Here is a 25363-nt window from a genome sequence, read left to right as displayed (position 1 = left end):
CCCCCAACCGGGGGCCGCCAACCCGAATGGTACGGGTTTTCCTTCAGCAGTCGGGGGGCGTCTTTCGGCTGGAAGGTCCAAACCAGACGCCCTGCAATCCATAATGTTCCAAAGCTTAGTACCGGTCGTTGGGCTTACCCCTGGCTTGGCGAATAAGACGGCGCGCGTGACTCGGGCCATCATGAGCAGACAGGACACCCTCGAGACGCCGCAACCGGCATGACCTGTTGAGCCACGGCGAAGCTTATTCCGTGGACCCAAACCCATGCAAAATCCTGAGTTCGCTATCCTGGCTAAACGCCGATCCGCCATTCGGCCCCTAAGTTGCCACGCAATCGCTTAATGCTAGAAGGGCACCTCACAAAAAGGAGTCCCTTGTGGCCAAGAAAGCTAAGAAGACGGCGGCACGTCGTGGATATACGAAAGACGATCTAAAACTGCTGAAGACGCATTCGAAGTCTAAGACTCCGGTAGAGCGTATCGCAAAGCTTATGAAGCGATCGGGTGCGACGTTGCGTCAAAAGGCGAGGGCAATGGGTCTGCCGCTGGGCCACCGTCGATAAATTGAAACCGGGCGGCCCGTCTGCATGGTGTCAGTGGACCGCCCGGCCAGAGGACCGTCTGTGGCTAAACGCAAGCGCGGCTTGAGTTCCTATTTCAAATGGGAGACCAGGCGCAGTAGCGAGGTTTGATTACCGCGCCTGGCCCACAGATTGCTTGTTTGCCGGAAGCACCAGAATAGGAACGGTGAAGTATTTACAAAGTTTCTAGCGCAGCAAGAGTGGTGAGGACCCATGTACGCTGCGCACTATCGCATTACCGAAAACAACCCCGACTTGTGCCAAGCTATGACTATCGCCATGGGCTACGTGCACGCGACCGGGCTCGTTGATAAGTTTCCCAATCCTGAATTGTTGGTTGCCACGGCGATCTCGAATGCCTGGAAGGGTGGGATGAGGCACCCGATACGCCTTGCTAACGAAGGCATCGTTTGTGCGGAACGAACGGCCCAGCTCGGAACCCTGGCATCTGTGTTTGCGAGACTGGTATAAGGCCGGTCCGCACTCTGCACTAGTCCCCGCTCTGCCTTGGAGGTGCTGCATAAGTCGTCTACGAACGAGTATGACTAAGGTCCGGCCCGCTAACCATGATTGCTCGCGGTACACCCGAGGATTAGGCAGTCGGCTATCGATGGACGGTGCCGAGAGTTTCCAGCGGGAGAAACATCCCAATATTTTCCGAGGTGTCAGTAATCTCGGCACCGTCCCCACAGGAAACCTTAACGGCGGCCCCATCATCGGGGCGACCATGAGTTATGAGGCCGCCGGCCGGCCTGGTGCAGAGTTCGCACCTCCGACACTATTAGTACGCGCCTCGTGGCATCCAGGTTGCTGTTATTGCTATTAAGTTCTCTTCATGTTGACCCGGTGCCTATGAGCAGGGGCAGATTGTTTTCAACCGAACAGGCCGAAATACCATCCCAGTAAGCCAAAGAACGGCAAAGCCGCGATCCCGAAAAAAAGGAGCGGGGATGGTTCATTGCCTTGGCGTTCGAGATCTTTTTCATCCATGACCGCAATCTAGTTGGTTCCCCGCTCATCGCATCCAGCGCGCCATGGATTTTTCAGTCCGCATTCTTAACTATTCATTCGGGGAGGGGATTTCCGATAGCCGGCCGCTTCCCGTGCTTTTCAGCAGATCGTTCAAGGCCTGGATCGCGAGCGCGTTGAGGGTTGAGTCTGTTGCGGCCGTTAGGATCCTTAGTGAGCGCCACGCAGAGTTCATACGGACTAGAAGACTCTCAAATGCTGCTGAGAAGGCCGCCAGCACGCGCAAGGCGGGCTTTGGTCGCCGCAATGGCTCGACCCAGCCGCGCACGTTAACCCTCGCGCTCTATGGTTCCTCCAGCTTCGCCGGTCGGGCCGCCGTTTCGATTGGCTCGCGACTAATCCGTTCATATTCTGCGATCACCTGGGCGCCGATCAACAAGACCAATGCGCCAAGCTCAACACTCAATAGCACAGCGATCGCCGTGGTGAGGGAGCCGTAAACAAGTTGAATCTGAGACATGGTTGCGTAGTACCAAGCCAGAATGTGCCTCATCACTTCCCAAAGGAGCGTGGCCGTCACTCCGCCAATCAGTGCATGACGCAAGGACAATCGCCCCACAGGCATGACAAAATAGATCGCAGTTAGCAAAAAGATCTCACCGGTAACTCCAACGATATAGAGGAGAAAAATGGAAAATTGGTCCAGGGAATGTGGCTGACCGAGAATCACGATACTTCGAGTGCCCACGAACTGGAGCACTCCGGAAAGGACGGTGACGATGAGTAGCCCTACACCCAAAAAAAGGATGAACAAGTAGGGCATTACGGCTGACACCAGGAAATGTCGGCGCTTGATTTTGACCCGATGGAAGAAAATCACCGACATTGCGTTCTCGAGAATAGTAAACGCCAGTGCGCTAAAGAAAAGCATTGTGACGAACAGGATCCAGCCGACGACTTGCTTTTGAGCGAGGAACGTCCGAACTTCCTCTACCAAAGCTCCTGATTGCCCTGGAATTACAAACTCGAGATATTCGCTTAGGGTCAAAAGAAGGCGGTCTTCCGGAACGATGTGGGAGAGGGCCATTAAAATGAGGATAAGCAGCGGAACTAACGACAACAACGTATAGTACGCCACTGCGCCAGCGAGCAAAACACCTTGGTTGGCACGAAACTGTGTGATCACCGCCAAAGCGAAGGCGCCTGGTTGGTTTAACACCTTCTTGGCGGTTTGGCCCGCAGTCCACATCGACCCAGTCCGCCTTCTTTTAAGCCCAGAAAGAAAATTGCCTAGTCGGTTGAGGCTAGTCCTCGAGAATTGATTTTGTGGCGTCAAATACCTGTTCAGCCGTGCCCTTGATTATACCTTTCGCCCATGCCTGAAACACCGTTACGTAGGCGTTCTTGTAGGCCGCATCGTCCGCCGAAAAATAAACTTCGTCGGTAGCGGCGTCTAAAACAAGCGCCCCTTTATCGATGCAAATTTCTTCAATAAGAGCCAGACGCTCTTCTTGTTCCGCGAGGTGACGCTTTACTATGCTCATTTGAAACACCTGTTTGTTCTTAGGGTAACCCGACCTCTCAGAGGTGCTGACTAGATGATTTGCAGATTTGCTCGATCCCGAATTTGGGGCAGCAGTGACGGGTGGACAGTTTCGCAATTCCGTAGCGCCGCCAACTGAGGCGGCCTTACTTCGGACGCGGAGGATGTGGCTGTCTTGGAGGGACGTTGGTCCGGGGCTCTGATTTCGAGCGCGTTGGCTCCGGCAACCTTGATGGCTCTGGGTTCAGCCTTACAAGCCAAGCCGAAAGGTATAGTCGCATCGCAAGATCGCTCCCGGCCCACCGGCTATTAGCAGATGGAACCGGAGACAAGCGAACTCGGGGGAGCACTGGGGCCGCTTCGGGGGTCGTCTGCTGGCACTAGGCGCCGGGCTTCTCTTTGGTCTTTTGCGGAAGCTCGCCACGATTCTCGGCAGTCTCTTCCGGATCGCCGGGCTTTTTCCCGGCCATGTTGCCGGGGTTGTAATGGAACTTACCTTCAGGGTTTTCGCCGGGGTGTTTCACATTTGGATTTCTTGTGTTGTCGTCGGCCATCAGGCGTTCCTTTGGAAGGATGAATAATGTTCAACAGAACTGCGCTGGTTACGTTCCTGATACGAGTGGCCTGTTTTTGTTCTGACGAGTGGTCTATTTCGACCAGTACCGATACACGGGTCTGTCCTGATTTGGATCCGGCAGCGTCGTAATTCGCTAACGACACACGTTAATTATTCTTGAATTGATCAATATTGACCGGCACTTTGCCAACAGGCGACATGGGATTGCATCGACAAATGAAAGAGGCTGCCAACTGAGGCGGCCTTACTTTCTTTCGCCCCCACAGTTTGTATCCATCAAGTGTTCGCCCGTCGGGTGTATGTTCACAACTCGGCAGACGTAGCCGAGAGCGCAAAAAGCGAAAAGGATTGAGAGCTTCGTCCTTAGGCGCGATTCATGGTAAGGCGTTCATAAGTCGTTTGATCGGTCACGCTGGAGGCTATTCGGCTCGCTTGTTCGATCTTGCGCTCCAAGTCGCGGGGATCCTCGATTTCATCCATGGCCAACCTCTTTTCCCTATAAGATGGTTCACTGGAAATCGTTCGTGCCCCTCATTTGGAAGGACTCTATTTTCCCGCGAACGCACTTTGCTTGCGGGTATTCGCTGAAGGAACAAATGTTAAGTTCGCCCTGAGCATTATCGACCCGAGGATTAGCGGCCGACTGGCTAGTTCAAAATGTCACGGCTTATGGCCAGCGCAAAAATGCGCCGCCGATGATAACCACAATGACGACAGCGAACGCCACCAGAAGCCAAGGCATGTCTTTTCGTTCGCGGGGTGTCATCTTGATCTCCAATCCACTCCAGTAGGTGCTGTTGAACGGGAACGCACAAAAGGCCGACCCGGTACCCAAGCAGGTTCGCTTAAGCGGCAGACGAGCCGCGGCTCATCAGGTTGACGGGGCCTTCGGTGCTAGGGGCGGAGCGTTTTTTGTCGGTGCTGATGTGCTGAAGAGCGAGTTTCACCCCTATTGCTTCTTTGCGTCTACGAGCGGCTTATTTGCCGCGAAACCATCTCAGCGATTTTGCCATTTCAATTTTAGCAGTTCCCACTTTTTCTCTATCCACGCCAGGCAACTAACGAGAGGCTTTTGCAAAACGGGGATATCCTGAGCAATCAACAGGAGGCCAAGGGGCAGCATCCAGACACCCAACACAGGTAAGAAGCTAAAGACGCCCCCGACAATGAACAGTAAAGCCACCGCTAGCCGAGCCGCGAATGACGACGGTTTGCGCAACCAGCGAATGAATTGAGAGACCCTGGCCGGCACTCGCCGATTGACCATCTCAAAATATCTATTCATCTCTTTATGAGAGGCGGTCATTTCATCTCGCATTTACTATCGCCCGTGAACTATCCTAAACAACGCTTAAGCTTGTGAAAGTTCCTCCGGTGACGCTAGCAGGGTGGAACGCTGCGGGACCTGGCACCGTATTGCGATCAGCCGGGCGCTCGCTACTTGCAGCAGTTATCCCGGCAGATGAAGAAGCATTGCAGCGGCTGTAGGGCCGCACACGAAGATCGCTGCAGTGATGCCTAAGACCGGTGCTTGGCATCGTTCAGTGCTTCCCTTCGTATCGTATAGGTGATCGGTAGGGCGCATCGATGCTCTACAAAGGTCTTGCGGGCGTGCTCGTGCATGGCTACATCGCGAACAGCAGCATTAAGAGCGTCCCAGCTGATAGGGCCAGCGTGGCCACGCCCAGAACCTCAATCTAATCGATCCGTGCCATTTTCAGCCCGAGACGACAAACCGCGCGGTGTCGTGACATTCTCGCATTCGAACGTGCGGTTATCGAACCCCGGTTCGCCGGGCTCAATGCAGACAAGCCTCATTGGCTTGCTGCATTTGGCGCAATTGAAAATGCCGAGGTCGGAAAACGCTGAATAAAGTCTCGGTTTGTGTAGAAGGCACGGGGTGCATCCCTGGGATTGGGCGGGGGCACAACACTCTCAGTCCCCGATATGCCGATGGCGGGGCGGTGATCGGGACAATCTGGCATTTCTCCGGTCGCCTCCGCGCTGTTCAAAACAGCTCACTTTGTGAAATACCAGATGACTCCGAAAAGGAGGGAATCCATAGCGGCCGCGATTAGCACAGCCTTGACGGTTAACTTCGCCCATTCCCCGTAGGACAACTTGTAAGCGCTCGCTCAGCCCGTCAGCCCCTATTGGCCGTATAAATACGCGGACGGGCGGCGAAGGTTCAAAAGCGAGGAGCGCATGCGGTTAGATAGGCGACAACGGCCCCGGCGCGCGTCGGTGCACTGGCCGTCACGCCCTTGTCTCCTCGCAAACACGGGTTGGGGAACTTTCGATGCCTAAAGCATTTAGTTCAGGGTTGCTGCGCGTAAACCGAAACAAAGCAAGCGCAGTCTGGAGGACCCCATGAATGTATTTCTTTTTTGCGCACTGATATTCGTTTGCTCGTTTGTAGCCATTTGGGCATTTTGGTTTGTTGAGAAACTGCGCGGCGACAGCGCGCCGCAGGTCGTCGATTTGACTGCCCATCGCGTTCGTAACGAACTACGCGGCAGGCCGCTTACAAATTCAAACTAGGCCAGTAGCGCTCATGATGATTTGATTAGTCGCAGACGTTCTCAAGCGCAAAGGCATGAATGCGCGGGTATCCGGCGCGGGCACCGCGATCGAGAAAAACGAAGCTGCCTCCCTATGCATTTGCTATCTCGAGAACGTCTCAAAGGCACGACTGGATTACGCCGTAAGGAAGCTTTCGAGACAGGCTTCGTCCGCCCGGATCGTCGTCTGTCTTTTAACTGAGGCTGAGCAGGGCGCTTATGCATCGCAACCGAACGCACAGCCGTCTCGCTCGTTGAAGGCCCCGATTGCCGCGTTGGCGCTTCCCAAATGCAGTTTGGCTGCAACGGCGCAGAATTAGATGGGGTAGAAATGGCAACGACAAAAGCGGAATTGGATCGATACTTTAAGATCATCGAGGAGCGGGTGCCGGTCTGGATCTCGCAGTTCATTCGACGGGCGATGGCTGAGCAATATGAATGACGTAAGCGGGCGTATGCTGACGGTAGGTTGGAATTGCTGGCGTATCGAGCGCGCAGAACGTCTGGCGCTGATTGTTGACGCAGCCGACTACTTTCACCATGTAAAAAGCGCAATGCTCAAAGCACAGCACAGGATCATGCTGATAGGGTGGGATTTTGACACTCGAATCAAACTGGAGCCGGAGAAGCAAACGCTTGAGGGGCCAAATACGCTGGGGGAGTTTCTCTCGTGGCTTCCGAAGCATCGTGACCACCTGAACGTCTACGTGCTCAAGTGGGATCTAGGCATGATACAAGCCTTGGGACGGGGCATGACGCCATTATTCGTTGTGGATTGGATCACCGACAAGCGATTGCACCTTAAACTGGATCATGCCCATCCCGTGGGCGCTGCTCACCACCAGAAAATCGTGGTTATCGACGATGCAATCGCGTTCTGCGGTGGAATCGACATGACGACTGATCGCTGGGATACCCCTGAGCACCTTGACGACAATCCGCTACGCAAGAAACCGAGCGGGCGAAATTACGGTCCTTGGCATGACGCGACCACCGCCGTTGACGGTGATGCTGCTCGTGCCATCGCAGACCTTGCGCGTGAGCGCTGGCTCCGCGCGACAGGAAAAGAGCTTCCTACTCTCCCGAGAAAAGCGGACCTGTGGCCTGGCAATTTAATACCCATCATGGAGCATGTTGAAGTAGCAATAGCCCGTACCCTTCCCGGTTTAGACGACGAGCGCGGAGTCCGGGAGATCGAGTCACTTTATCTCGATGCCATCGGGCGAGCGGAGCGCACCGTTTACATAGAAACGCAGTATTTGGCGTCGCGCAAAATCGCCGATGCGATGGCCCATCGCTTGCGAGAACCCTACGGTCCCGAGATAATACTAGTGCTCCCAAAAACAACGGAGGGATGGCTCGAGCATAAAGCCATGGATGGCGCGCGATATCGACTACTTCAGGAGCTCTGGCAGGCTGACAAACATAAGCGGCTTGGCGTGTACTACCCTGTAACGGCCGGAGGCCAACCGATTTACGTGCACGCTAAGATACTAACCATGGACGACAAGTTACTTCGGGTGGGGTCATCTAATTTGAACAATCGCTCCATGAGCTTTGATACCGAGTGCGATCTCGCTGTTGAAGCGGTGGGCCATTCCCCGGAACAGAGAAAACTGCGCGACACGATCGCGGGAGTTCGCCAGAATCTTATTTGTGAGCATTTAGGCGTCAAGCCGCAGATGTTTTCAGCCGCCCTTATTGAAAATTCCGGATCCGTTTTAAAGGCAATTGATGCTTTGCGTAACTCCGGAAGAACGTTAAAGCCGTTTGATCGGGCAACAATTCAGACGGACGAAAGTGTGTTGGCGGAGAATGACCTACTAGACCCAGAGAAGATGCCGGTGGGTTTGGGCCGGCGCATCGTGGAAAAGATTGGGAGCGTCCCGTCAATGTTTCGGCTGGGTAGAACATCAGGTCAGCACTGATTGCATCAGCCTTGTGTACGGCTCAGCATCGCGCCCATGGAGGCCATCATGGCGATGAGTAACGTCGATGAAGAGCCGTCGCTCGGCGCGATCAGAGAAGCCGGGGCGGTTTTCTATCTCGGGCATGCTATCCAGCGGGCGGCATCTTCCGACGCGCTACGTTTCTTCCGGCGCAAACCTGTGAGAACCTCCAGCGAGGTGGACGCGCTCGCAAACGAAGCCGGCGTCGTCCTTGATATGCGCCAAGATGAACAGGCCTTCGAATTACCCGGGCGACTGTTCGAACAACTGCCGTTTGCCGTTTATGTTTGTGACCGGGACGGTCTAATTCTGCGATACAATCGCCGCGCTGCCCAATTATGGGGCCGGTCGCCTAAACTCGGCGATCCTGATGAACGGTTCTGAGGATCGTATCGAATGTTTCGCCCCGACGGCAGTCTGCTCCCGCACCATCAATGCTCCATGGCAGATGTGCTGCGCACGGGTATTTCCGTGCGCGAACAGGAAGTACATATCGAGCGACCTGACGGCTTGCGCGGCATCGCGCTCGTTGACATCGAGGCAATCAGGGATACCGATGGAAACATTGTCGGTGCCGTCAACTGCTTCCAGGATATAACGGAGCGCAAACGCAGTGAGGAAACCGCGCTACGGCTCGCCGCTATCATCCAATCCAGCGACGATGCAATCGTCAGCAAGGACCTTGATGGCATCATCACGAGTTGGAATGGTGGCGCGGAGCGCATTTTTGGCTATCTCGCCGAGGAAATCATCGGCAAGCCGATTACGCTTCTGATTCCGCCCGATCATCAAAAAGAGGAAGAAACGATCATGGGGCGAATTCGGCGCGGCCAGCGCGTCGAACACTACCAAACCGTTCGGCAGCGAAAGCATGGGAGTTTGATTGACGTTTCGCTGACCATCTCACCGGTCAGAAACACGCAAGGCAAGGTCATCGGCGCATCGAAAATCGCTCGCGACATAACCGAGCACAAGCGCAGCGAAGCTCAAATGGTCAATCTCGCACGCGAAGCCGAGCATCGAACCAAGAACATCCTGGCCACGGTGCTGGCGACGGTGCGTCTCTCTCATTCCGACACGCCTGATGATCTCAAGCAAGCGATCGAAGGGCGAATCAATGCCCTGGCAAAGGTCCATACGCTGTTCGTGGAATCCCGCTGGGCGGGAGCCGAGCTTCACCGTCTGGCCACGCAGGAGCTTTTGGCTTACGGCGGGAAGAGAGAAGCGCGGGTGCGAATTGACGGGCCAGCCGTTATGCTGGAGCCGAGTACGGCTCAGACTACTGCAATCTCCTTGCACGAACTTGCGACCAACGCGGCAAAATACGGATCGCTATCGGCAGCGGGTGGCCGCGTTGAAGTCTCATGGTCCCTTACAGCAGATGGAAGGCTCAGCTTGCGCTGGATCGAGTCGGGTGGGCCGACCGTTACGCCGCCCACGCACCGCGGGTTCGGCACGCGCATCGTGGAAAACATGATTGGCCAGCTCAGGGGTGAGGTACGTTTTGATTGGCGCGACCAAGGGCTAACCTGCGAAATCGTTCTGCCGCTTGCATAAGCCAGGCAGCCCAAGGTGGGGATCGCTTCCATTGGCGGCGCTTTCAGTTCAAGCCAAGCCCGCAATGTTGCCAAAGGCATGGCGCAATTTGGGTCGTTTTCACAGTCGGGACCCAAAGCGGACATCAGGCTTTGAGCCTATCTTTGGTCAAGTGAAGCGTTACGATGACGCCCTCCGCGCTCCAGTCGCAGGAAATTGAGCCGCCAAGCTGGATTGTCATGGCACGGTTCAGCAGCTTGCTGCCATATCCTACCTCACCCGCAGGTGAGGCGACTGCCGGTCCGCCGCGCTCAGTCCACACCACGACCACCTCCGTATCGTGGGCGGCGCAAGCTATATCCAATGTGCCGGTTGGTGATGACAGAGCGCCATATTTCAGCGAATTGGTAGCTAGTTCATGGACAACGAGCGCGACCGTGGTAGCCGCTTGCTCGCCCACGCCCATGCGAGGGACTGAAACCCGGACGCGACCGCTGAATGCTCCCATGTCGTCATATGGCGCAAGCAGTACCGTCAATAGGTCACCAAGAAGCGCGGCTTTTCCTCCCTGACCCGGAAGCGGACGAACAAGATCATGGGCGCGACCCAACGCGGTCAGCCGATGCGTCAGTTCTTTCGCCATTTCGGCCGTCGTCTTTGCGGACCGCGAAGTAATGGCTGTGAGACCGGATGCAATGGCTAGTAGATTTTTCACCCGATGGCTCATTTCACCCGCCAGCAACTCGTGACCTTCCTCAGCCTGCTTGCGTCCGGTGACGTCGAGGAAAATCCCGTACATGATACGACCGACGATATCCGCATCGTTGCCCTGGCCTCGGGCCGACACCCACCGGACCTCTTCGCCGACCATGATGCGGAAGTCGATTTCGTAGGCGCCGATGATGGCGCGCGTGGCCGCGAACGCGGCTTTCACCCGGTCGCGGTCCGCGGGATGAACATGCGAGGAAAGGTCGTCGAACGTCACGGATCCGCTGAGCCGCACGCCCCACAGATGGAAAGCTCTCTCGTCCATCGTGAATCGATTGGTATCCACGTTCCAGGACCACAGCGCGACCCCCGCAGCAGCAACAGCCAAGCGTAACTGTCCCGCATCCCAAACTGGCAGGTCCCACTTGTCCGGAGGGCTTGCGGAAATCTTCGGAACAGGAATCGCCTCAACCAGGCTATCACCTTGCAGATCCATGTTTTTTCCTAACCAATGTGAACTTTATCGGGCGCGGTCGATTAGACCGGCACCAACAACGATCCCGGCCGAGCATGCAGAGTTGGAAATTTCGGGATGTCTGCGAAATCGCAGCCATCGGAACCAACTCCGCCGACCTCAAATGGTTCGAACAGATGTGTTCGGCTCACGACATATTAAACACGGTGTAATGCCGGCGCTCATTTAGTGGAAAAAACAGACTGATGATTTCAGAAGCGAAACATGCGGTCATCCTTATCGTTGAAGATGAATTGCTGATCCGGTTAAACGCCGTCGAAATGATCGAAGAGGCAGGATTTGAAGCCGTCGAAGCGGCGAGCGCAGATGAAGCCATTGCAATTCTTGAACGTCGCCTGGACATCACTGTCGTATTCACCGATATCCAGATGCCGGGCAGCATGGATGGTCTCAAGCTTGCTGCCGCGGTTCGGGACCGTTGGCCTCCGATTTTGATCGTGGCCACTTCAGGCCACGCCAAACTTGGTATCGGTGATTTGCCGGAGGGCAGCCGTTTTTTGCCAAAACCTTACAGCCCTGCAGAAATCACCGAAACACTTCGTCAACTGATTGCGGCCTAAAGACCGCTGCCGGCAACTTCGTTGATCGCCGCCATCACCTCGCCCGTCGCTGTCTGATGGATCATGTGGCCGTTTTGAGCAACGCGGTGAAACGCGCTTTGCGAAACGTCGGAATGCAATCGGGCCGATTGCTTGTCGATGTCGATCAGCCGGTCGTCTTGGCCCGCGATGATGACGACAGGCATCTTGAGCTCCGCGTACTTATCGTCGAAGTGGAAGGCATCCGGAATCATGAGCGCCGACTCGGCCGCCGAAGCGCGAATCTGGGAAGGACGAAGCGCCATCTCCTTCGGGAACTGGTCGAACTTGGCAGGCGCCGACTTGGGTCCGAAGATCTTCGCCATCATGAGCGGCCATATCAACCGGCTGATCATGGGCGACAGCGTGTGGCCCATGATATCGCCTACGACGGGGACCGCCGGGGCGGACAGGGCCACGACGTCCGGACGCAGGGTGGGATAGTAGTAGCCCGAGGCGAGAACCAAGCCGCGCACGAAGTCAGGAAACTTGAGAGCGAGGGCGACCGCGACCGATGCACCCCAGGAGTGCCCGAGCACGATTGCCTGTGACACGCCGAGCCGCTCGAGCGCGCGCCGGATCAATTGGGCTTGGGCATCGGGCGTCCACACGACATTGCGCGGTCGGCTGCTGTGGCCGAACCCGGGACGGTCGATGATAATAACCCTGTAGCTCTTGGCAGCCAGGTCCACCAATCCGCTGGATTCGAAGTCCTGAATCATGCTGCCGTTGCCATGCAGAAGCACCAACGGCTCGCCGGAGCCTCGTTCCACGTAGTGCAGGCGGACACCGTCCACTTCAAGGAACTGGCCGGTTGGCGGATTGTCGTGCTCTGCCTTCTTCGCAAGATGACGGTTCAGCAGCGCGGTCGCCGCCAGCGCTCCTGCTGCAACAACTGCGGCGACCGCATAGGAATGTCCTGCTGCAGCGTTCCGGTTTCGCCTGACGGAGGTCGGAAGCCGGCTTAGTCGGTTCATCGGGGTCATGCTCACACCTTGGGGCGCCTGCCCGAAATGTCGGGCACCCGACAAATGTTGCAGTGCGGGTTGAACCGCCCGCAGCACGTATCGTTCCTCAATCGCTTGAGACAAACCGCAGCTTCAGGGCGCATATGAGTTGCTAGGAAGTGGTCTCAAAGGATCCGCGGAGGCTCTGGAGATGAAAGCAACCTTCGACGGATTGGAACACAGACGGTGGCTTGTTTTGCCGGTTATTAACTCTTCCGGAGTGGTCAATATTGACCAGTATGTCGGATGCCGGACATGCCAAACTGCCCCAATCACAGCCCGGTCAGTGGCTTTTATCTGTGATGAGAACGCACCGTAGCGCTCCCGCCTTCCTCAGGAATGGAGCAGCGCCATGCAGCGACGCCGTATCCAACATCATGTCCCACTAGAGCAGCGCCTAATCGAAGAAGCGGAGCGCCTCCGGAAAGTGGCGAAAGGCACCCGGCTGGGTATCGAGCGGGAGCGGTTGATCCGCAAGGCCCGGCAGGCCGAAACTGCAGCCCACATGCAGGAATGGCTTTCGTCTCCCGGCCTACAGCGACCAAAGTAATCACCATGACCATCGGGTATTACGCCTACGTCATCGGCGAGGACGGCCATGTTCGGAACCGGATTAACGTGGTCTGCGACAACGACGAGGAAGCCAAACGCTGCGCCCAACAACTGCTGAATGGACAGGCCATAGAGCTATGGCAAGAAGCGCGTCAGGTAGCGACTTTTCAGCCCAAAGACTAAAACCGCCTCAGTTGGCGAGTTGCCCGGCATATATCCGAATTCTGCCCGGCGTGGTCATGCGCAGCCTGCCCTCAAGATCGACCATGTAACCCAGTGCGATCAACCGGGCGCTATGTGCGGCGAGTATAGCAGGCGCAGAGCTATTTATACCCGCGTTACCGACTGTAAGCAGAGAGGCAAACTCTTCACGGGTGAGCATTGCTGCTTCTAGGCCATGGTCTGAGTATAGACTGCTTCGCCAATTCCGCACGATCAATTTTGCTCAGATCTCCGAACAAAGGCCGCCTCAGTCGGCGGCCTCATCGTTAAGGAGGATATCGAACTCGCCAACGGCGGCGTGGCGCGCGATGCGTTCGACAGACTGATGACTGCATCCCACGCCCGGGAATCAGCGTTCGAATTGCTACTTCACGCCAAGGCGCGATGCGACCTGGAAGTAGAATACGGGATGCCTGATCGGAAGCCGTGGCACCTATAAAATGGTCGCAGAACGCGGCGATACCTGGGGAGGGGGAGGACGCGGAAGGCGGACTATTGTCCTAATTTAGGAGGAGTGAATGGCTAAAAGCCGTCAGCGGGTTTGCTTACAAGATGGATTGAAGCTCGATCTAAATAGGCTCGCAAAAAGAGGGTTCATTCGCCGTGACGCGAACATCGGTCTCCGGGGGATTACGTGGACGCATTCGTATTGGGCGACGTTGCGACTGGTCTGATCACGGCCGATATGACCGCGCCGCATGCAGGTTGGTTTCGAATTCAGGTCGGGAATCTTGACCAACGGATCACGCTCGTATCGGAGGAACGGCATTTTGGTGGCTGGCAATGGTACTTTATTTGCCCAGTCAAGAATCGACGGGCTTCGGAGCTATGGAAGCCAAATGGTGCAACTCGATTTTGCAGCCGCCAAACCTGGGGCAGGCAAGTTGCTTACCAGTCGCAGTTCAATGACATCACAAATCGGGCGCACGCGGGTAAAGCCCGGATAAAGTCACGGCTAATCGCGGATCTAGATCCCGATGAGTGGGATTTCCCGCCGAAGCCGAAATGGATGCGTTGGGCAACCTACAAGCGCTACGAAGCGCTTTACGATCACTATGAGGAGATTTTGGAATTCGTCATCGAGCGTTCGTTAACCGACCGGCAGTAGCGTCAATCGCGTCGCGGCCTCAGAACTCACAACCGCGATGGCTTTTGGAATAGCCCGCCGACTCAACCCGGCGGGTTTTTCTTGCGCGCTTGGCTGCGCCCCATTTAGGATCGCGCCGGGGCGATACACTGGAGAACGAACGTGGCGATAGGTACGCGCCGGGGCGATACACTGGAGAACGAACGTGGCGATAGGTACTGTGAAATGGTTCAATCCGTCCAAGGGCTTTGGTTTCATCCAACCCGACAATGGCGGAAAGGACGTGTTCGTACATATTTCGGCGGTGGAGAAGGCTGGCTTAAGCAGCCTCAATGAAGGTGCGAAGGTGAGCTATGAGGTCGTGGCAAACCGCGGCAAGGAGTCGGCTGAAAACCTACGGGTAGGGTAGACCGTCAGGTCAGCCTGATAAGCGGCCCGCGGCCCTCACGCGGGCCTAGCAATCATATCTCCACGCCCCGCAGTGGCGATGATCGGCATTGGTGGTTGGTCTGATAGGAACGGACACGGACACCTCAGCCGGCCTCGGCGGACTTTCCCCTTAGAGCGCCGAGGCTGTTTTTTTGGGCCCGCGACCATATCGGCCAGGTGCATCAACCCGATAATTGCGGCGAGGGTCACCACGCCGCAGAGCGTTGCGACAACCGCGAGCATGGGTGCCTCATTCAGTTCGGCATGCGGCTCCTCAGGAATCGCGCCATCGGTCAGAGTTGTTCCGAATGAGGGATGCTGGCCTGCCGGTCAGTTCGCCGGGCAATGCCGCACCGGTTGACGCGAGAAGCAACAGTGCAGCGATCTTTTCGCGAGATCATCGAACGATCCGATACTTCCTCGCGGCCATTTTTGCGGGCCCGCCCGCGCGGCGAGATGCGAACGTCATGAAATTACCATCTAGCCGGACATGCGTCGGATATGTCAAAATCGATGCGATTGACCCGCAGCCGACATTGGCTGATGCTAACGCTCTCTCTTACCTCCGCAAGCGGGAAATAATGGTCGGTCGGGCCGAAACGCCGCCCGGTTCAACTCCTGAGCGCCCACCGATCGGGGCATATTGATCGAGAAGAATCTCCTCGACTTCGAGATGCATGGCGTCGTGGCATTCGCAGGCTGCCGCCGCGAGTCGCGATCGGTCGATCTCGATTCGGCCTCGTTGATCAGACCTGATCGCCCCACGCGCGCGCAGTTTGCGCATTAAGAGCGTCACCGTCGTTCGTCGCACACCAAGTATTTGCGACAACGACTGTTGAGTGAGCGGGAGTACGTCGTGGTCGATGCGGTCGCGAAACTGGAGCAGCCAGCGGGCCATGCGGGCTTCGACCGGGTGCAGCGCATTGCAGGCCGAGCCGAGTTGGAACTGTACCAGCATCGCTCTGGTATATTTCTGGACTACGTGCCGGATCGCAGGGCTGCAGTTGAAAGCGGCGTGAAATCGCGATGCAGAGATCCGCGCGGCGGTGCCCGCCGCATGCACTACGGCGGTAGCGGCTGACGGGGACGGCCCCAGCACCGAGAGCATGCCTACTGCCCCCTCGCGTCCGACTGCGGCTGTGGCAACCGTCTGTCCGTCCGCCATGTCGATCATCAGTGAGATGGCCCCGCCATGAGGGAAGAAGACATACTCTATCGGCTCGCCCGCGCGCGAAAGGACCACGTCCTGATCGAGCGCGACCATCGCTAGCTCGGGCCTCAGCAGATCGAGGTCCGTCGCCGGCAGCGCTGCAAGAAGGACGTTAGAAATTCCGCCTGGAGCGGTCACTGCGAGGAACCAGCGGTGAAACATCCGCAGCCTCCATTTGGAGCGTAGCGGAGCGGCGGTCTCAACATAGGTTTAAATCTGCTTCCTCTAAGCGCACGATATCGAACTCACTTTACCAGACGCTTTCACTCAGAAAAACAAACTCCAAGCGCTTGGTCGCGAGGACGGATTTTCTGCACGCAGCATCGCGAGCGGGTTAGATGCAAATGGCTGCCGGACGCAACTATTATATCTGCATGGGTAATGCCCGAGGCGTGCGAGAACGCACGAGTTTGATGAAGTGAGTGTTTGAAACAGCGTTTGAAACAAAGCGTCTAGCGATGTCTTAGTTCGGCAGGTTGGTCACTCCGTCGCAGGCCATCGAACGGGCAACGCCGGCCGTTGGCACCTTTCGGACGTAGCGCGATGTCCGAGTTAGGACCGGCGAGGAGCGAACATTGATTGATCGTTGTGATCATGCCCCCGCCGCGCGATCTTCTTTGTCCGCACCACGGGCCGTAATCCGCGGCGCGTCTCCGCCAGCGGCCGTTGCAGTGCTTCGCCTCATCCCACGGCGCGCGCATCCAGTTATCGCGTTTTCCTGGTGGTCAGGATACCGGCATAGCCTTCGGTATTGGATCGGCGCGCCTATCGCAGACCGGCGCGGGCGCGATTAGCGCTCATCTGAAGACCTATGTGAACCCGATGCGAAACAACTCGCAACCAAACGCGCCTTCGCCGAGAACCTAAAATTTAGTTCTGAATCATAATCATAATGACTCCGAAGCAAAAATAAAAAATAGGGTGGGAAAACGACAGGGAGGATGGGAATGGAAACTGTACGCCGCTTCCGGGCGATGGCGTCTTTGTGTCGGCAGAGTGCTGCATATCATCCTGACAATAGCTGGAAGCTGCTCGCCGAGGCAGAGTATTGGGAGCATCTGGCAAGTGCCACGGTCGTTGAGCACTTCCAAGATTGCACTAGCTTGAATGACCAGGCGCACAGACAATCAACCGTAAACGCGACGAGGCCGGACGCAAGGCTTTTGCCGGTCGCCTGAGCACTCTCATGCTAGCGGCTAACTTGGCGTGCGGATGCGGCGTTTGCTCTGGCGAGGAGACGAAGAGGGCCGCCTGTCCTTGCTTGTTACCGATGGGCGTTGGCATCATCCGAGCAATCGAACGGCATGCAACGTCGATCTTGCTGCTTGCTGACGAAGTTATTGAGTAACACGTGACTTCCGTTTCGGGCACGAAACGGACTAGCGGCGCCGGTCGGTAAATGTCCGTTCGTCGAAGCAAAGAGGAAGTGGCGTTGCGGGGCTGTCGAGGCAGCTTTTGACCCGCATCAGACATTAGAACGATCCGCCACCACTGCTACGGAGCAGTCCGTTCTCTGTACTGCCCATACTTAGTGCTCGGACGAAGTCACCGGGTGGAGACAGAACGATAGCGCCTTGCATCCTGTAGAAGCGTTGCGCATCCCAGTTCTTCGGCGCCCAGAACCGCGGGCGATCAGCCGGCCAGTTCGCGCGAACATCATCTTTGATTGAATCTGGAATCGGATACCGCACCAATCCGTAGCAGCCGATCGAGCCATACTTCGCTGTGCCAGGATCCTGCCCGGGAGCAACGCGAATATACCGCCAGTCGGTGCTGCTGGCGTCCGCCTCAAACGGATCCTTGCCGCGAACGACGATGTTCCGCGGAGCCGATCGCGTCCACGCCTCGTACTCCCCGACCGAAGCTGGGACGATCGTTACCGAACGAAGTTTCAGGTGCGCCGAGGGGTGTTGATATCCCGCGTCAGACGTGTACGCCGTGAGGAATTCCAGATCATCCGCTTTGTCGGCCCAAAGGATCAGTGGCATAAAATCCGCAGGAATACGCTTGATGATTTCTGCCCCGCAGGCGTTGGGCGTTTGAACAAGAACGGCATGACCAGCTTTTGTCTTGATGCCATAGATGTATGGAATACGGATCGGGAAATAGGACGCAGCCGACCCGAACGGCTGACGAACCGTCCATCCGCATTTCACCACCACATCGATGTCGATAGCTTCGTCGTTGTCCACCACGACCGAGGTCGGAAGTAAGTATCAGGCGCCTTTGGCAACGCATTCGCCGGAGCCGATCCAATCGCCTGGACGACGAGAACAGCGGCGAGCGATCCGGCGATGATCATTCCTTTAGACAATGGTTATCCTCCCTATGATTTCCGCTTATGGCACCTTTGAGACATGCTCGGCTATGCTGAGAATGTCTGTTCCCTGGGGTAGATCGGAAGTCGCCGTGGTCCGGTCAAATCGACGCGAATGACCCGAAGCGGACATTTTCTCTGCTAGGATCGGTAAGAGGGTCAGCGACCAATCGCTACCGCAAAGTGAGCCAGATGCGATATTGGCTGAATTTGATCATTATGAGTGCGTTGGCGGCCATTGTCGTTGCCGTCCCATATGTCACGTATCGCCTTATCGATCCGCTGCCGCCGCGTCGCTTCGCCATCGCGGCTGGGGCGGCAGGATCGGGGTACGATAACTATGCGAGGCAATACGCTCGCATACTCGCGCGCCATGGTGTCGAGCTGGAGATCCGAAATTTTGCCGGCGCCATTGAAAATCTTGATCAGCTGCGCGATGCCAACTCCGGGGTGCAGGCTGCCCTTACTACCTTCGGCGTCACACAATCATCGGATGCTGGCACCTTTTATTCGCTGGGTGGGGTGTTCGATGCCGCAATATTCATTTTCTACAAAAGCACGGAGCCTGTTACGCTCTTTGCGCAGTTGCGTGGCAAGCGCCTCTCCATCGGCATGCCAGGAACCGCCCTGCGATTGGCTATGCTAGAAATTCTCAAAGCCACTAATGCGTTGGATTCTTCGACCCAACTATTGGATCATCCCGATTACACACGAGCAATCGACGCATTGATGGCGGGCGAAATCGACGTGCTGGTCATTCCACAGCAGGATCTCAACCGCGTGCAGGATACGCTCGACGCACCTGGCGTTCGGCTAATGAGCGTCGCGCAGGCTGAAGCCATCGCCCAGACGATCCCCGGTCTCAAGCACGTAGTGCTCTGGCGAGGTGTCCTTGACCTAGGCCGCGACATCCCGAATTCAAACGTCGATATGCTCGCTTCCCGCAATAGAATGTTGGTGCGCAAGACCCTTCACCCAGCGTTGCAATATTTGCTGCTGGAAGCGATGCGCGAAGTCCACTGGCCCGCGGGCTCGTTCAATCGCCTCGGCGAGTTTCCGGCCGAGCAACCCAGTGATTTGCCTCTTTCTCCAACGGCAGAGGCATTTTACCGATATGGCCCGACCTTCTGGCAACGCTACACGACGTTCTGGCTCTCGTCGCTCCTCAACCGGATAGCATTCTTTATCATTCCGTTCATTTTGACGATTATTCCGCTGGTCGGCTTCGCGCCTCGCATTTATCGATGGCTCCACGTTCGTCGTATCGACCAATTGCACCGCGCTCTGGGGCACTTGGAACGGGAGCTTGCGCAGAAGCCGGATGCAGCATCCCGGGAGGCCGAGTATCTGCAACGAATGGCCAAGATCGAAGCCGACGTGCGGTCCCTATCGGTTTCGCGTGCATTCGAGGTTGATCTGCAGCGGCTCAAGGCGCACTTGCGAATGGTACAAGAAGAAGTTCGTCAAGTGGGCGCGTTTTCCTGAGAGCATGTCTGCTCTTGGCACATTTGAGACCTGCCTACCTATCCTGAGAATGTCCGTTCACCGGGGTAAACCGGAAGTCGCCGTGGTCTGGCCAAACCGACGCGAATGACCCTTAGCGGTCATGGCGCAACGCAGAATAGCGGATTGCCGCGCTCGACATCTAGCGCCTCCAACACCCCGGACTCCCATGCCGCAATGTGGTATGCTTCGACCTGGATTTAGCGTGGTCCTGAGCCTCCTTGGAGGGTTGCATGAGACGGCGCGATTTCATCAGTCTTCTTGGCGGTGCGGCGGTGGCATGGCCGCTCTCTGCGGCGGCACAGCAGAGCACCAATCGCAAGCGTCTTGCTATCTTCAGCCCAGCAGAGCCAAGCGCGGACTTGCATGAGCATAGCAAAACCAAAGCTTGGCGAGCCTTATTCGCTGAGCTTCGGCGGTTCGGGCAGATCGAGGGACAAAACCTCAAGGTCGAACGTTACGGCCGAGAGCAGAACACGTCCGGACCCGAAGCCCTGGCGACGGAAGTCGTTCGGAGCAACCCGGATGTCATCTACGTCATTGGCCCTGACGCAGTCATCTTCAAAAAGCTGACATCGCGTATTCCGATCGTAGTGATAACCGGCGACCCCGTTAAGTGGGGGCTCGCCGAAAGTCTGGCTCACCCGGGCGGCAATTTCACGGGAGCCAGCATCGACGCCGGTCCATCCATTCATGGAAAACGGATTGCACTGTTGCGCGAGATGGTTCCGAAGATGTCAAAACTTGGCTGTCTCGCTCTTCGATCGCATTGGAATGGGCCAACCGCAGGCCCCCTAATCCACGCAGCGGCCGAAGCGGCAGGCCTCCCGCTCGCGGTGTCTTTAGTGGAATTTGGTGCCAGCGAAGCAGACTATCGGGCGGCGGTCGAGAGCATCTCCCGCGACGGTGCTAATGCGGTCATGGTCGTCCCTTCGCCTGAGACCTTTCAAAACAGCACTTGGATCGCCAAGTTGCTCGGCGACGCGAAGCTTCCGGCGATTTTTTCGTTTACCGAATCCGTCGAGGCCGGGGGCTTGATGGCCTATTCCTTCGACCTGATCGAATTGAATAAGCGCGCCGCCAATAATATCGACGCAATTCTCCGAGGAGCAAGGCCCGGCGACATCCCGATCTACCAAGTAACCAAATACGAGTTGTCCATCAACCTCAAGACAGCCAAGCAGCTGGGGCTTTCCGTACCTCCCGCGCTCGTCGCGAGTGCCGATACGGTAATTGAGTGAACAAGCAAAGGTCCGGTGTTGGGCACTTTGCGGTCCTCACGCGATGTCCAACTAGAGTCCGGAATGCGCACCAAAGCGGACGTCGGGCCGACCATTCTGAATTTATGGGTTCACGCCCTAATCTCGCGTCTTCTCTAAGGCCCGACGTAAAATCCTTAACCTTGGCGACTCGCGCGAACATACCGCCGTGTCCTCGGTGCAACATCTCTTTTGTTTCATTCGAGGGAACACAATTTTAGACTCGTACTCCGACTCGCTCGATGCAAGTTTGTAGAAGACCGGGGCGGACTCATTCAGTAAGCAATCAATTTTGAGGACCCGGCGCGGCCCGTAGAGCGCGAATGCTCTGCGGGATGATTCCTGTAATCAGCCTCGACCCCTTTCTAAACTCGTATGTCGCCTATTGGCACAGCGGAAGAGCCGAGCGGATCTGGCGATGTCCGTTGACGCGGGTAGACCGGAAGTGGCTGGCCGACCGTCAGACCGACGCGATTGACCCACAACGGACGTCGCGATCCGCCGGCCCCCGAGCGCGCTCCCTCAATTCTTGTGACCCGCCCCATTTGGCTCCATTTTGCCGTTCTATTTGAAATGGTGGTGGCGTATAATAGCTGCGCTGCGCACCTTCCGCGGGCCAAGACATGGCAATTGAGCGCACCAAGAACCCGTTTGACCCTCTGCGCTTCAAGGAGGGTTGCATGAGACGGCGGGATTTTCTTGCTGCTCTGCGGCGGCAGCCATGTGGCCAACAGCGCCGCGAGCCCAACGCTCTACTGTCCCTCTCATAGCGTATCTGGACAGCTCCGGGGTTAAGCCATGGTACGAAGCCTTTCGGCTTGGACTAAGCGATCTGGGTTATTCAGAAGGGCAATCGATTGCGATTGAGCATCGCTCGGCTGACGGTCTGGCCGACCGCCTGCCTGCGTTGGCAATAGAACTGGCAAGTCTCAAGCCGATGATCATTGTCACATCGGGCTCACCCGCAACTGTTGCGGCAAGAAATGCCACGGAGACGATACCAATCGTGTTTGCGTTTGCCACTGACCCCGTCGGTCTCGGCTTGATGCGAGCCTCGCGCATCCGGGCGGCAACGTAACCGGACAGTCGAACCAGGGCCCGGGCCTTGTCGGCAAGAGGCTTCAAATTCTAACCGAACTTGTTCCAGGCGTATCCAATTTCGGTGTCGTCTGGTCTCCGTCCTTCCTTGCCAACCACGCCGACTATGCCGAGATGCGGCAAGCTGCGGCAACGTTGAGCCTCACGCTGACTTCGTTGGAGGTAATACGAGCTGCCGATTTCGATGCTGTATTTAGGGAAGCGGCCACGCGAACCAGCGGCGTCGCCGTGCTTAGTGGACCCCTGATATTTGCACATCGCGAGCCGGTTGTAGCCGCGGCTGCACGGCACAAGGTACCGGCCATCTACTATGATGCCGAGTATGCTCAGTCCGGCGGACTGATAGCGTATGGCCCAAGTCTCGTTGGACTGCACCGCAGGGCCGCAGTCTTTGTCGATAAGATACTCAAGGGTGAGAAGCCCGCTGATCTCCCGGTCGAACAACCGACCCGGTTTAGCCTCGTTGTGAACGCGAAGGCGGCAAAGGCGCTCGGTTTCACTTTTCCGCCGGCACTGCTGATCCGCGCCGACGAGGTGATCGAATGAGGCGGCCACTTCGGGGTTTGGCACGAAACGGACCAGCCAGCCGGTCGTTTGATGTCTGTTGATCGGGGCAAAGCGGAAGTCGCGTTTCGGGGAAGTCCGGGCAGCTTTTGACCCTCAGCGGACAAGCTGCGGAGCTAACGATGCCCGTATTGCGCCACGACCGCATACCACAAGGCCATGGCTTCCGGCGACTTGGGATCGCCAACTGGCAACTTACGCACCGCCGTCTGCACCATGATCAGCTTCGACTCGGGATCGACGAAGAGACCCTGTCCACTGATACCCAGGAGAAGGAACATCCGCCTCTCCCCCGGTAGTATGACGACCTGATAGCCGTAGCCCCAGGACTGGGCAACCGTGTTGCGCAGGTAACTATCCGGTGACACCGTCGTTGCATCGAGAAGCCACTGCCGCGGAACAATCTGCTGGCCGTTCCATTCGCCGTCATTTGCCAGCATCAACCCTAGGCGCGCCCAGTCGCGTAGCGTGGCAATGAAGCAGCAGTAAGCCACTTCTTGCCCTGTCGGATCGATAGCCCAAGCGGCGTCGGACTCGGCACCGAGCTTTTGCCAAATCCGCACCGCCAGATAGTCGGCAAGGGGCATATGGACCGCGCGGCTGACCACCAGCCCGAGCACCTCTGTCTCTGAACTGGCATAAGCAATGCGCGTATTCGGCGGTGCGTCACGCGTGTTGAATTGGCGAAGCGCGGCAATCGCACCGACCGCATCTTTCCCCAGCAGTGCCTTGTGCAACTTGATGATGTCATCGTCTGGCTGATAGGTTTGTTCGCGAAAAGCGACGCCTGACGACATGCGAAGCAGCGCGCGCAGCGGCGTGGCGCCGTATTCCGTACCCGACAATTCCGGGACATAGGTTGCTGCCGTATCATCAATCGAGCGGATTCCCCCTTCGGAGATCGCGATGCCGACCAGTAATGCCGTAATCGTCTTGGCCATGGAGTTCGAGAGCAATCGGTCCTGATCGCTGCGGGCATAACGATAATGCTCAAACAGGATCGTATCACCGCGCGCGATCAGCAGGCCGGTCACGGGGTGCGTATTCAGATAGTCGCCGATGGTTTTCTGCCGCCCGTCGTAATGGTAGACTGGTACAATTTCCTCCGTCGCGCGCTTCAAAACAGATGGCGTCGCCGGTTTTGGAACGGTGCGCATCGGGTGCACCTTGTCGAAATGACTGTACGTTCCAACCATGAAGTCCTGCCGGAGACCCGGTGGGTATTCAAAGGGGGGCACCGGATATCCCTTGGAAGCACCATACTCCTCCGCCTCGGGACCGGTGTCGGAGAACACAGGACCGGACTGCGCGAAAACGAAGCCTTTGAAAGCGAGCATAGAAAGGAACGCGAGCATTAGAAGGCGGATCATGGTGCCCCCCAGTAAATCGATCGTCTCGGACTGCGACAATACCACAAATAAAGGTCATGTCCGGTCTTGGCACGAATCGGACTAGTAGTAATGTCAGCAGTTCGGTCGCTAACAGGGGTAAACCAGACTTCGTTCGGACAGCAATTGGTCAAAAATGACCCACATCAGATTCCATCTGGCAGACAATCTGCTGATCGGCCGCAGTAATGTCTGACGTTTCGGCTGACTTTTGTTTCTCAAGTCGATATGCTGCCGACCCTTCCGGCTCGTGACATCGAACCATGACCTCTTCGGTTTCCGCAGGCTATACAAGCAAAGTTGGCGAGTACGTCGCGGGGCGGCCCGAATATCCCGGAGCATTGCTCGCCGACCTTCCTCTCGCCGGCACCATCATCGATCTTGGCGCCGGCACCGGAAAGTTCACCGAGCTTTTGGCGTTGACCGGAAGCCGCATCTTGGCTGTGGAACCGATCGAGAAGATGGCTGCACGCATCCCTGTCGATCGTCTCGCGACGGTTGAGATGCTCATAGGTAGCGCCGAATTGATTCCAGTTCCCGATCACGTGGCGGAGCTTGTCTGTTGCGCGACTGCCTTCCATTGGTTCGACTATGAGAAGGCGACGCGCGAAATTCTTCGCGTTCTGAAGCCAGGCGGTGCACTCGCCCTGATTTGGAATGTGCGGGACGATCGTGTACCGTGGGTCGCCGCATTTTCCACGATCATGGACACCTATGCCGGCGATACGCCGCGGCAATCAACCGGAAAGTGGCGTGTCATCTTCGATGATGCCCGCTTCAGGCATCTGGCGAGCAGAAACTATGCCTTCAGCCAGCCCATGCCAGCAACTGGAATCGTGGACCGCGCTTTGTCGACGAGCTTCATTGCGGTTCTACCGGAGGATGAGCAGAACATTGTGCGGACCAAGGTCAAGAGCATCATCGAGAGCGACCTCTTGCTAAGCGACCGCGACACGATTGAATTCCCCTATGTAACGGAGCTGCATTTGTTCGGAAAGCAAGATTGATTTGCTTGCGCTGAATGCTGCGGTGCATGAGTCCGGTTGTGGCACTTTTGAGACATGCCGACCGGCCCTGACGATGTCCGCTTCCGGGGGAAAACCGGAAGTAGTCTGCCGACGACCAAAGTGACGCGATTGACCCATCTCGGACTGACGGTTATTTCGCCACTCAACTTTCAAAATTCCGTG

At 56.7% G+C, this 25363-nt stretch carries 22 protein-coding genes and 1 pseudogene; 14 read left to right on the top strand and 9 right to left on the bottom strand.

Translation table 11 applies throughout. The features are described from left to right. Positions 1 to 377: 377 nt before the first annotated feature. Positions 378 to 563 (top strand): hypothetical protein, encoded by a 186-nt coding sequence (locus JQ597_RS37935; RefSeq protein WP_349628935.1) that lies wholly within the window; start codon positions 378 to 380, stop codon positions 561 to 563. A 1330-nt stretch (positions 564 to 1893) separates the two neighbouring features. Here the strand turns inward: JQ597_RS37935 and JQ597_RS34365 are convergent. From JQ597_RS34365 to JQ597_RS34350, 4 genes are all read right to left on the bottom strand, one after another. Further along, positions 1894 to 2799 (bottom strand): YihY/virulence factor BrkB family protein, encoded by a 906-nt coding sequence (locus JQ597_RS34365; protein ID WP_212269840.1) that lies wholly within the window; start codon positions 2797 to 2799, stop codon positions 1894 to 1896. A 55-nt stretch (positions 2800 to 2854) separates the two neighbouring features. Then, positions 2855 to 3094 (bottom strand): hypothetical protein, encoded by a 240-nt coding sequence (locus JQ597_RS34360; protein WP_212269839.1) that lies wholly within the window; start codon positions 3092 to 3094, stop codon positions 2855 to 2857. A 379-nt stretch (positions 3095 to 3473) separates the two neighbouring features. After that, the gene (locus JQ597_RS34355) at positions 3474 to 3647 is read right to left on the bottom strand and encodes a hypothetical protein (RefSeq protein ID WP_212269838.1); all 174 of its coding nucleotides are present in this window, start codon (positions 3645 to 3647) and stop codon (positions 3474 to 3476) included. A 1020-nt stretch (positions 3648 to 4667) separates the two neighbouring features. Beyond that, positions 4668 to 4988, bottom strand: coding sequence for a hypothetical protein (locus JQ597_RS34350; protein WP_249148432.1), 321 nt, complete (start codon positions 4986 to 4988; stop codon positions 4668 to 4670). 1052 nt (positions 4989 to 6040) lie between these two features. Between JQ597_RS34350 and JQ597_RS34345 the strand changes: the two genes are divergently transcribed. From JQ597_RS34345 to JQ597_RS34325, 5 genes are all read left to right on the top strand, one after another. Further along, a complete protein-coding gene (locus JQ597_RS34345) occupies positions 6041 to 6211 on the top strand; it encodes a hypothetical protein (RefSeq protein ID WP_212269837.1) in 171 nt (56 codons plus the stop codon). Between the two features lie 309 nt (positions 6212 to 6520). Then, complete coding sequence (locus tag JQ597_RS34340; RefSeq protein WP_212269836.1) at positions 6521 to 6673, top strand: hypothetical protein; 153 nt, start codon at positions 6521 to 6523, stop codon at positions 6671 to 6673. Then, a complete protein-coding gene (locus tag JQ597_RS34335) occupies positions 6666 to 8159 on the top strand; it encodes a phospholipase D-like domain-containing protein (protein ID WP_249148431.1) in 1494 nt (497 codons plus the stop codon). Before JQ597_RS34340 ends, JQ597_RS34335 begins: the two co-directional genes overlap by 8 nt. A gap of 48 nt (positions 8160 to 8207) precedes the next feature. Next, positions 8208 to 8564 (top strand): PAS domain-containing protein, encoded by a 357-nt coding sequence (locus JQ597_RS34330; RefSeq protein WP_212269835.1) that lies wholly within the window; start codon positions 8208 to 8210, stop codon positions 8562 to 8564. Positions 8565 to 8576: 12 nt separating this feature from the next. Then, positions 8577 to 9737 (top strand): PAS domain-containing HWE histidine kinase family protein, encoded by a 1161-nt coding sequence (locus JQ597_RS34325; RefSeq protein WP_212269834.1) that lies wholly within the window; start codon positions 8577 to 8579, stop codon positions 9735 to 9737. A 124-nt stretch (positions 9738 to 9861) separates the two neighbouring features. Here JQ597_RS34325 and JQ597_RS34320 read toward each other — a convergent pair whose 3' ends face one another. Then, on the bottom strand, positions 9862 to 10920 hold the full coding sequence (locus JQ597_RS34320) for a sensor histidine kinase (RefSeq protein WP_212269833.1): 1059 nt from the start codon (positions 10918 to 10920) through the stop codon (positions 9862 to 9864). 224 nt (positions 10921 to 11144) lie between these two features. On the opposite strand from JQ597_RS34320, the gene JQ597_RS34315 reads away from it, so the two are divergent. Further along, positions 11145 to 11519 (top strand): response regulator, encoded by a 375-nt coding sequence (locus tag JQ597_RS34315; RefSeq protein WP_212269832.1) that lies wholly within the window; start codon positions 11145 to 11147, stop codon positions 11517 to 11519. Here the strand turns inward: JQ597_RS34315 and JQ597_RS34310 are convergent. Then, positions 11516 to 12523: an alpha/beta fold hydrolase gene (locus tag JQ597_RS34310; RefSeq protein ID WP_502754783.1), complete on the bottom strand. Its 1008-nt coding sequence runs from the start codon at positions 12521 to 12523 to the stop codon at positions 11516 to 11518. The two genes, JQ597_RS34315 and JQ597_RS34310, sit on opposite strands and share 4 nt — an antisense overlap. A 576-nt stretch (positions 12524 to 13099) precedes the next feature. Here JQ597_RS34310 and JQ597_RS34305 point away from each other — a divergent pair. From JQ597_RS34305 to JQ597_RS34295, 3 genes are all read left to right on the top strand, one after another. Beyond that, positions 13100 to 13279, top strand: a complete 180-nt coding sequence (locus JQ597_RS34305) for a hypothetical protein (protein WP_212269831.1) — start codon at positions 13100 to 13102, stop codon at positions 13277 to 13279. A 673-nt stretch (positions 13280 to 13952) separates the two neighbouring features. Beyond that, positions 13953 to 14426: a hypothetical protein gene (locus JQ597_RS34300; RefSeq protein WP_212269830.1), complete on the top strand. Its 474-nt coding sequence runs from the start codon at positions 13953 to 13955 to the stop codon at positions 14424 to 14426. 184 nt (positions 14427 to 14610) lie between these two features. Further along, the gene (locus tag JQ597_RS34295; protein ID WP_212269829.1) at positions 14611 to 14814 is read left to right on the top strand and encodes a cold-shock protein; all 204 of its coding nucleotides are present in this window, start codon (positions 14611 to 14613) and stop codon (positions 14812 to 14814) included. 579 nt (positions 14815 to 15393) lie between these two features. On the opposite strand, the gene JQ597_RS34290 is transcribed toward JQ597_RS34295, so the two are convergent. Both JQ597_RS34290 and JQ597_RS34285 read right to left on the bottom strand, forming a co-directional pair. Continuing rightward, entirely contained in the window at positions 15394 to 16206 is an 813-nt protein-coding gene (locus JQ597_RS34290) for a Crp/Fnr family transcriptional regulator (protein ID WP_249148429.1), read from the bottom strand. A gap of 1310 nt (positions 16207 to 17516) precedes the next feature. After that, complete coding sequence (locus JQ597_RS34285) at positions 17517 to 18239, bottom strand: hypothetical protein (RefSeq protein WP_212269828.1); 723 nt, start codon at positions 18237 to 18239, stop codon at positions 17517 to 17519. A 314-nt stretch (positions 18240 to 18553) separates the two neighbouring features. Here JQ597_RS34285 and JQ597_RS34280 point away from each other — a divergent pair, with 314 nt between their 5' ends. The 3 genes and pseudogenes from JQ597_RS34280 to JQ597_RS38570 all read left to right on the top strand — a co-directional run bounded on the left by JQ597_RS34280 (position 18554) and on the right by JQ597_RS38570 (position 22767). Then, positions 18554 to 19846: a TAXI family TRAP transporter solute-binding subunit gene (locus JQ597_RS34280; RefSeq protein ID WP_212269827.1), complete on the top strand. Its 1293-nt coding sequence runs from the start codon at positions 18554 to 18556 to the stop codon at positions 19844 to 19846. Between the two features lie 251 nt (positions 19847 to 20097). Then, entirely contained in the window at positions 20098 to 21105 is a 1008-nt protein-coding gene (locus JQ597_RS34275) for an ABC transporter substrate-binding protein (RefSeq protein WP_212269826.1), read from the top strand. A 739-nt stretch (positions 21106 to 21844) separates the two neighbouring features. Then, positions 21845 to 22767: pseudogene (locus tag JQ597_RS38570) on the top strand (ABC transporter substrate-binding protein). A gap of 134 nt (positions 22768 to 22901) precedes the next feature. Here JQ597_RS38570 and JQ597_RS34260 read toward each other — a convergent pair. Further along, positions 22902 to 24155: a serine hydrolase domain-containing protein gene (locus JQ597_RS34260; protein ID WP_212269824.1), complete on the bottom strand. Its 1254-nt coding sequence runs from the start codon at positions 24153 to 24155 to the stop codon at positions 22902 to 22904. A 281-nt stretch (positions 24156 to 24436) separates the two neighbouring features. Here JQ597_RS34260 and JQ597_RS34255 point away from each other — a divergent pair, with 281 nt between their 5' ends. Beyond that, positions 24437 to 25180 carry a class I SAM-dependent methyltransferase gene (locus JQ597_RS34255; protein ID WP_212269823.1) on the top strand — a complete coding sequence of 248 codons (744 nt, stop codon included), beginning with the start codon at positions 24437 to 24439 and terminating at the stop codon, positions 25178 to 25180. The last annotated feature ends 183 nt before the right edge of the window (positions 25181 to 25363 follow it).

The sequence above is a fragment of the Bradyrhizobium sp. AUGA SZCCT0177 genome (assembly GCF_018130125.1).
Taxonomy (GTDB): Bacteria; Pseudomonadota; Alphaproteobacteria; order Rhizobiales; family Xanthobacteraceae; genus Bradyrhizobium.
This window is presented reverse-complemented; position numbering and strand designations above follow the sequence as displayed.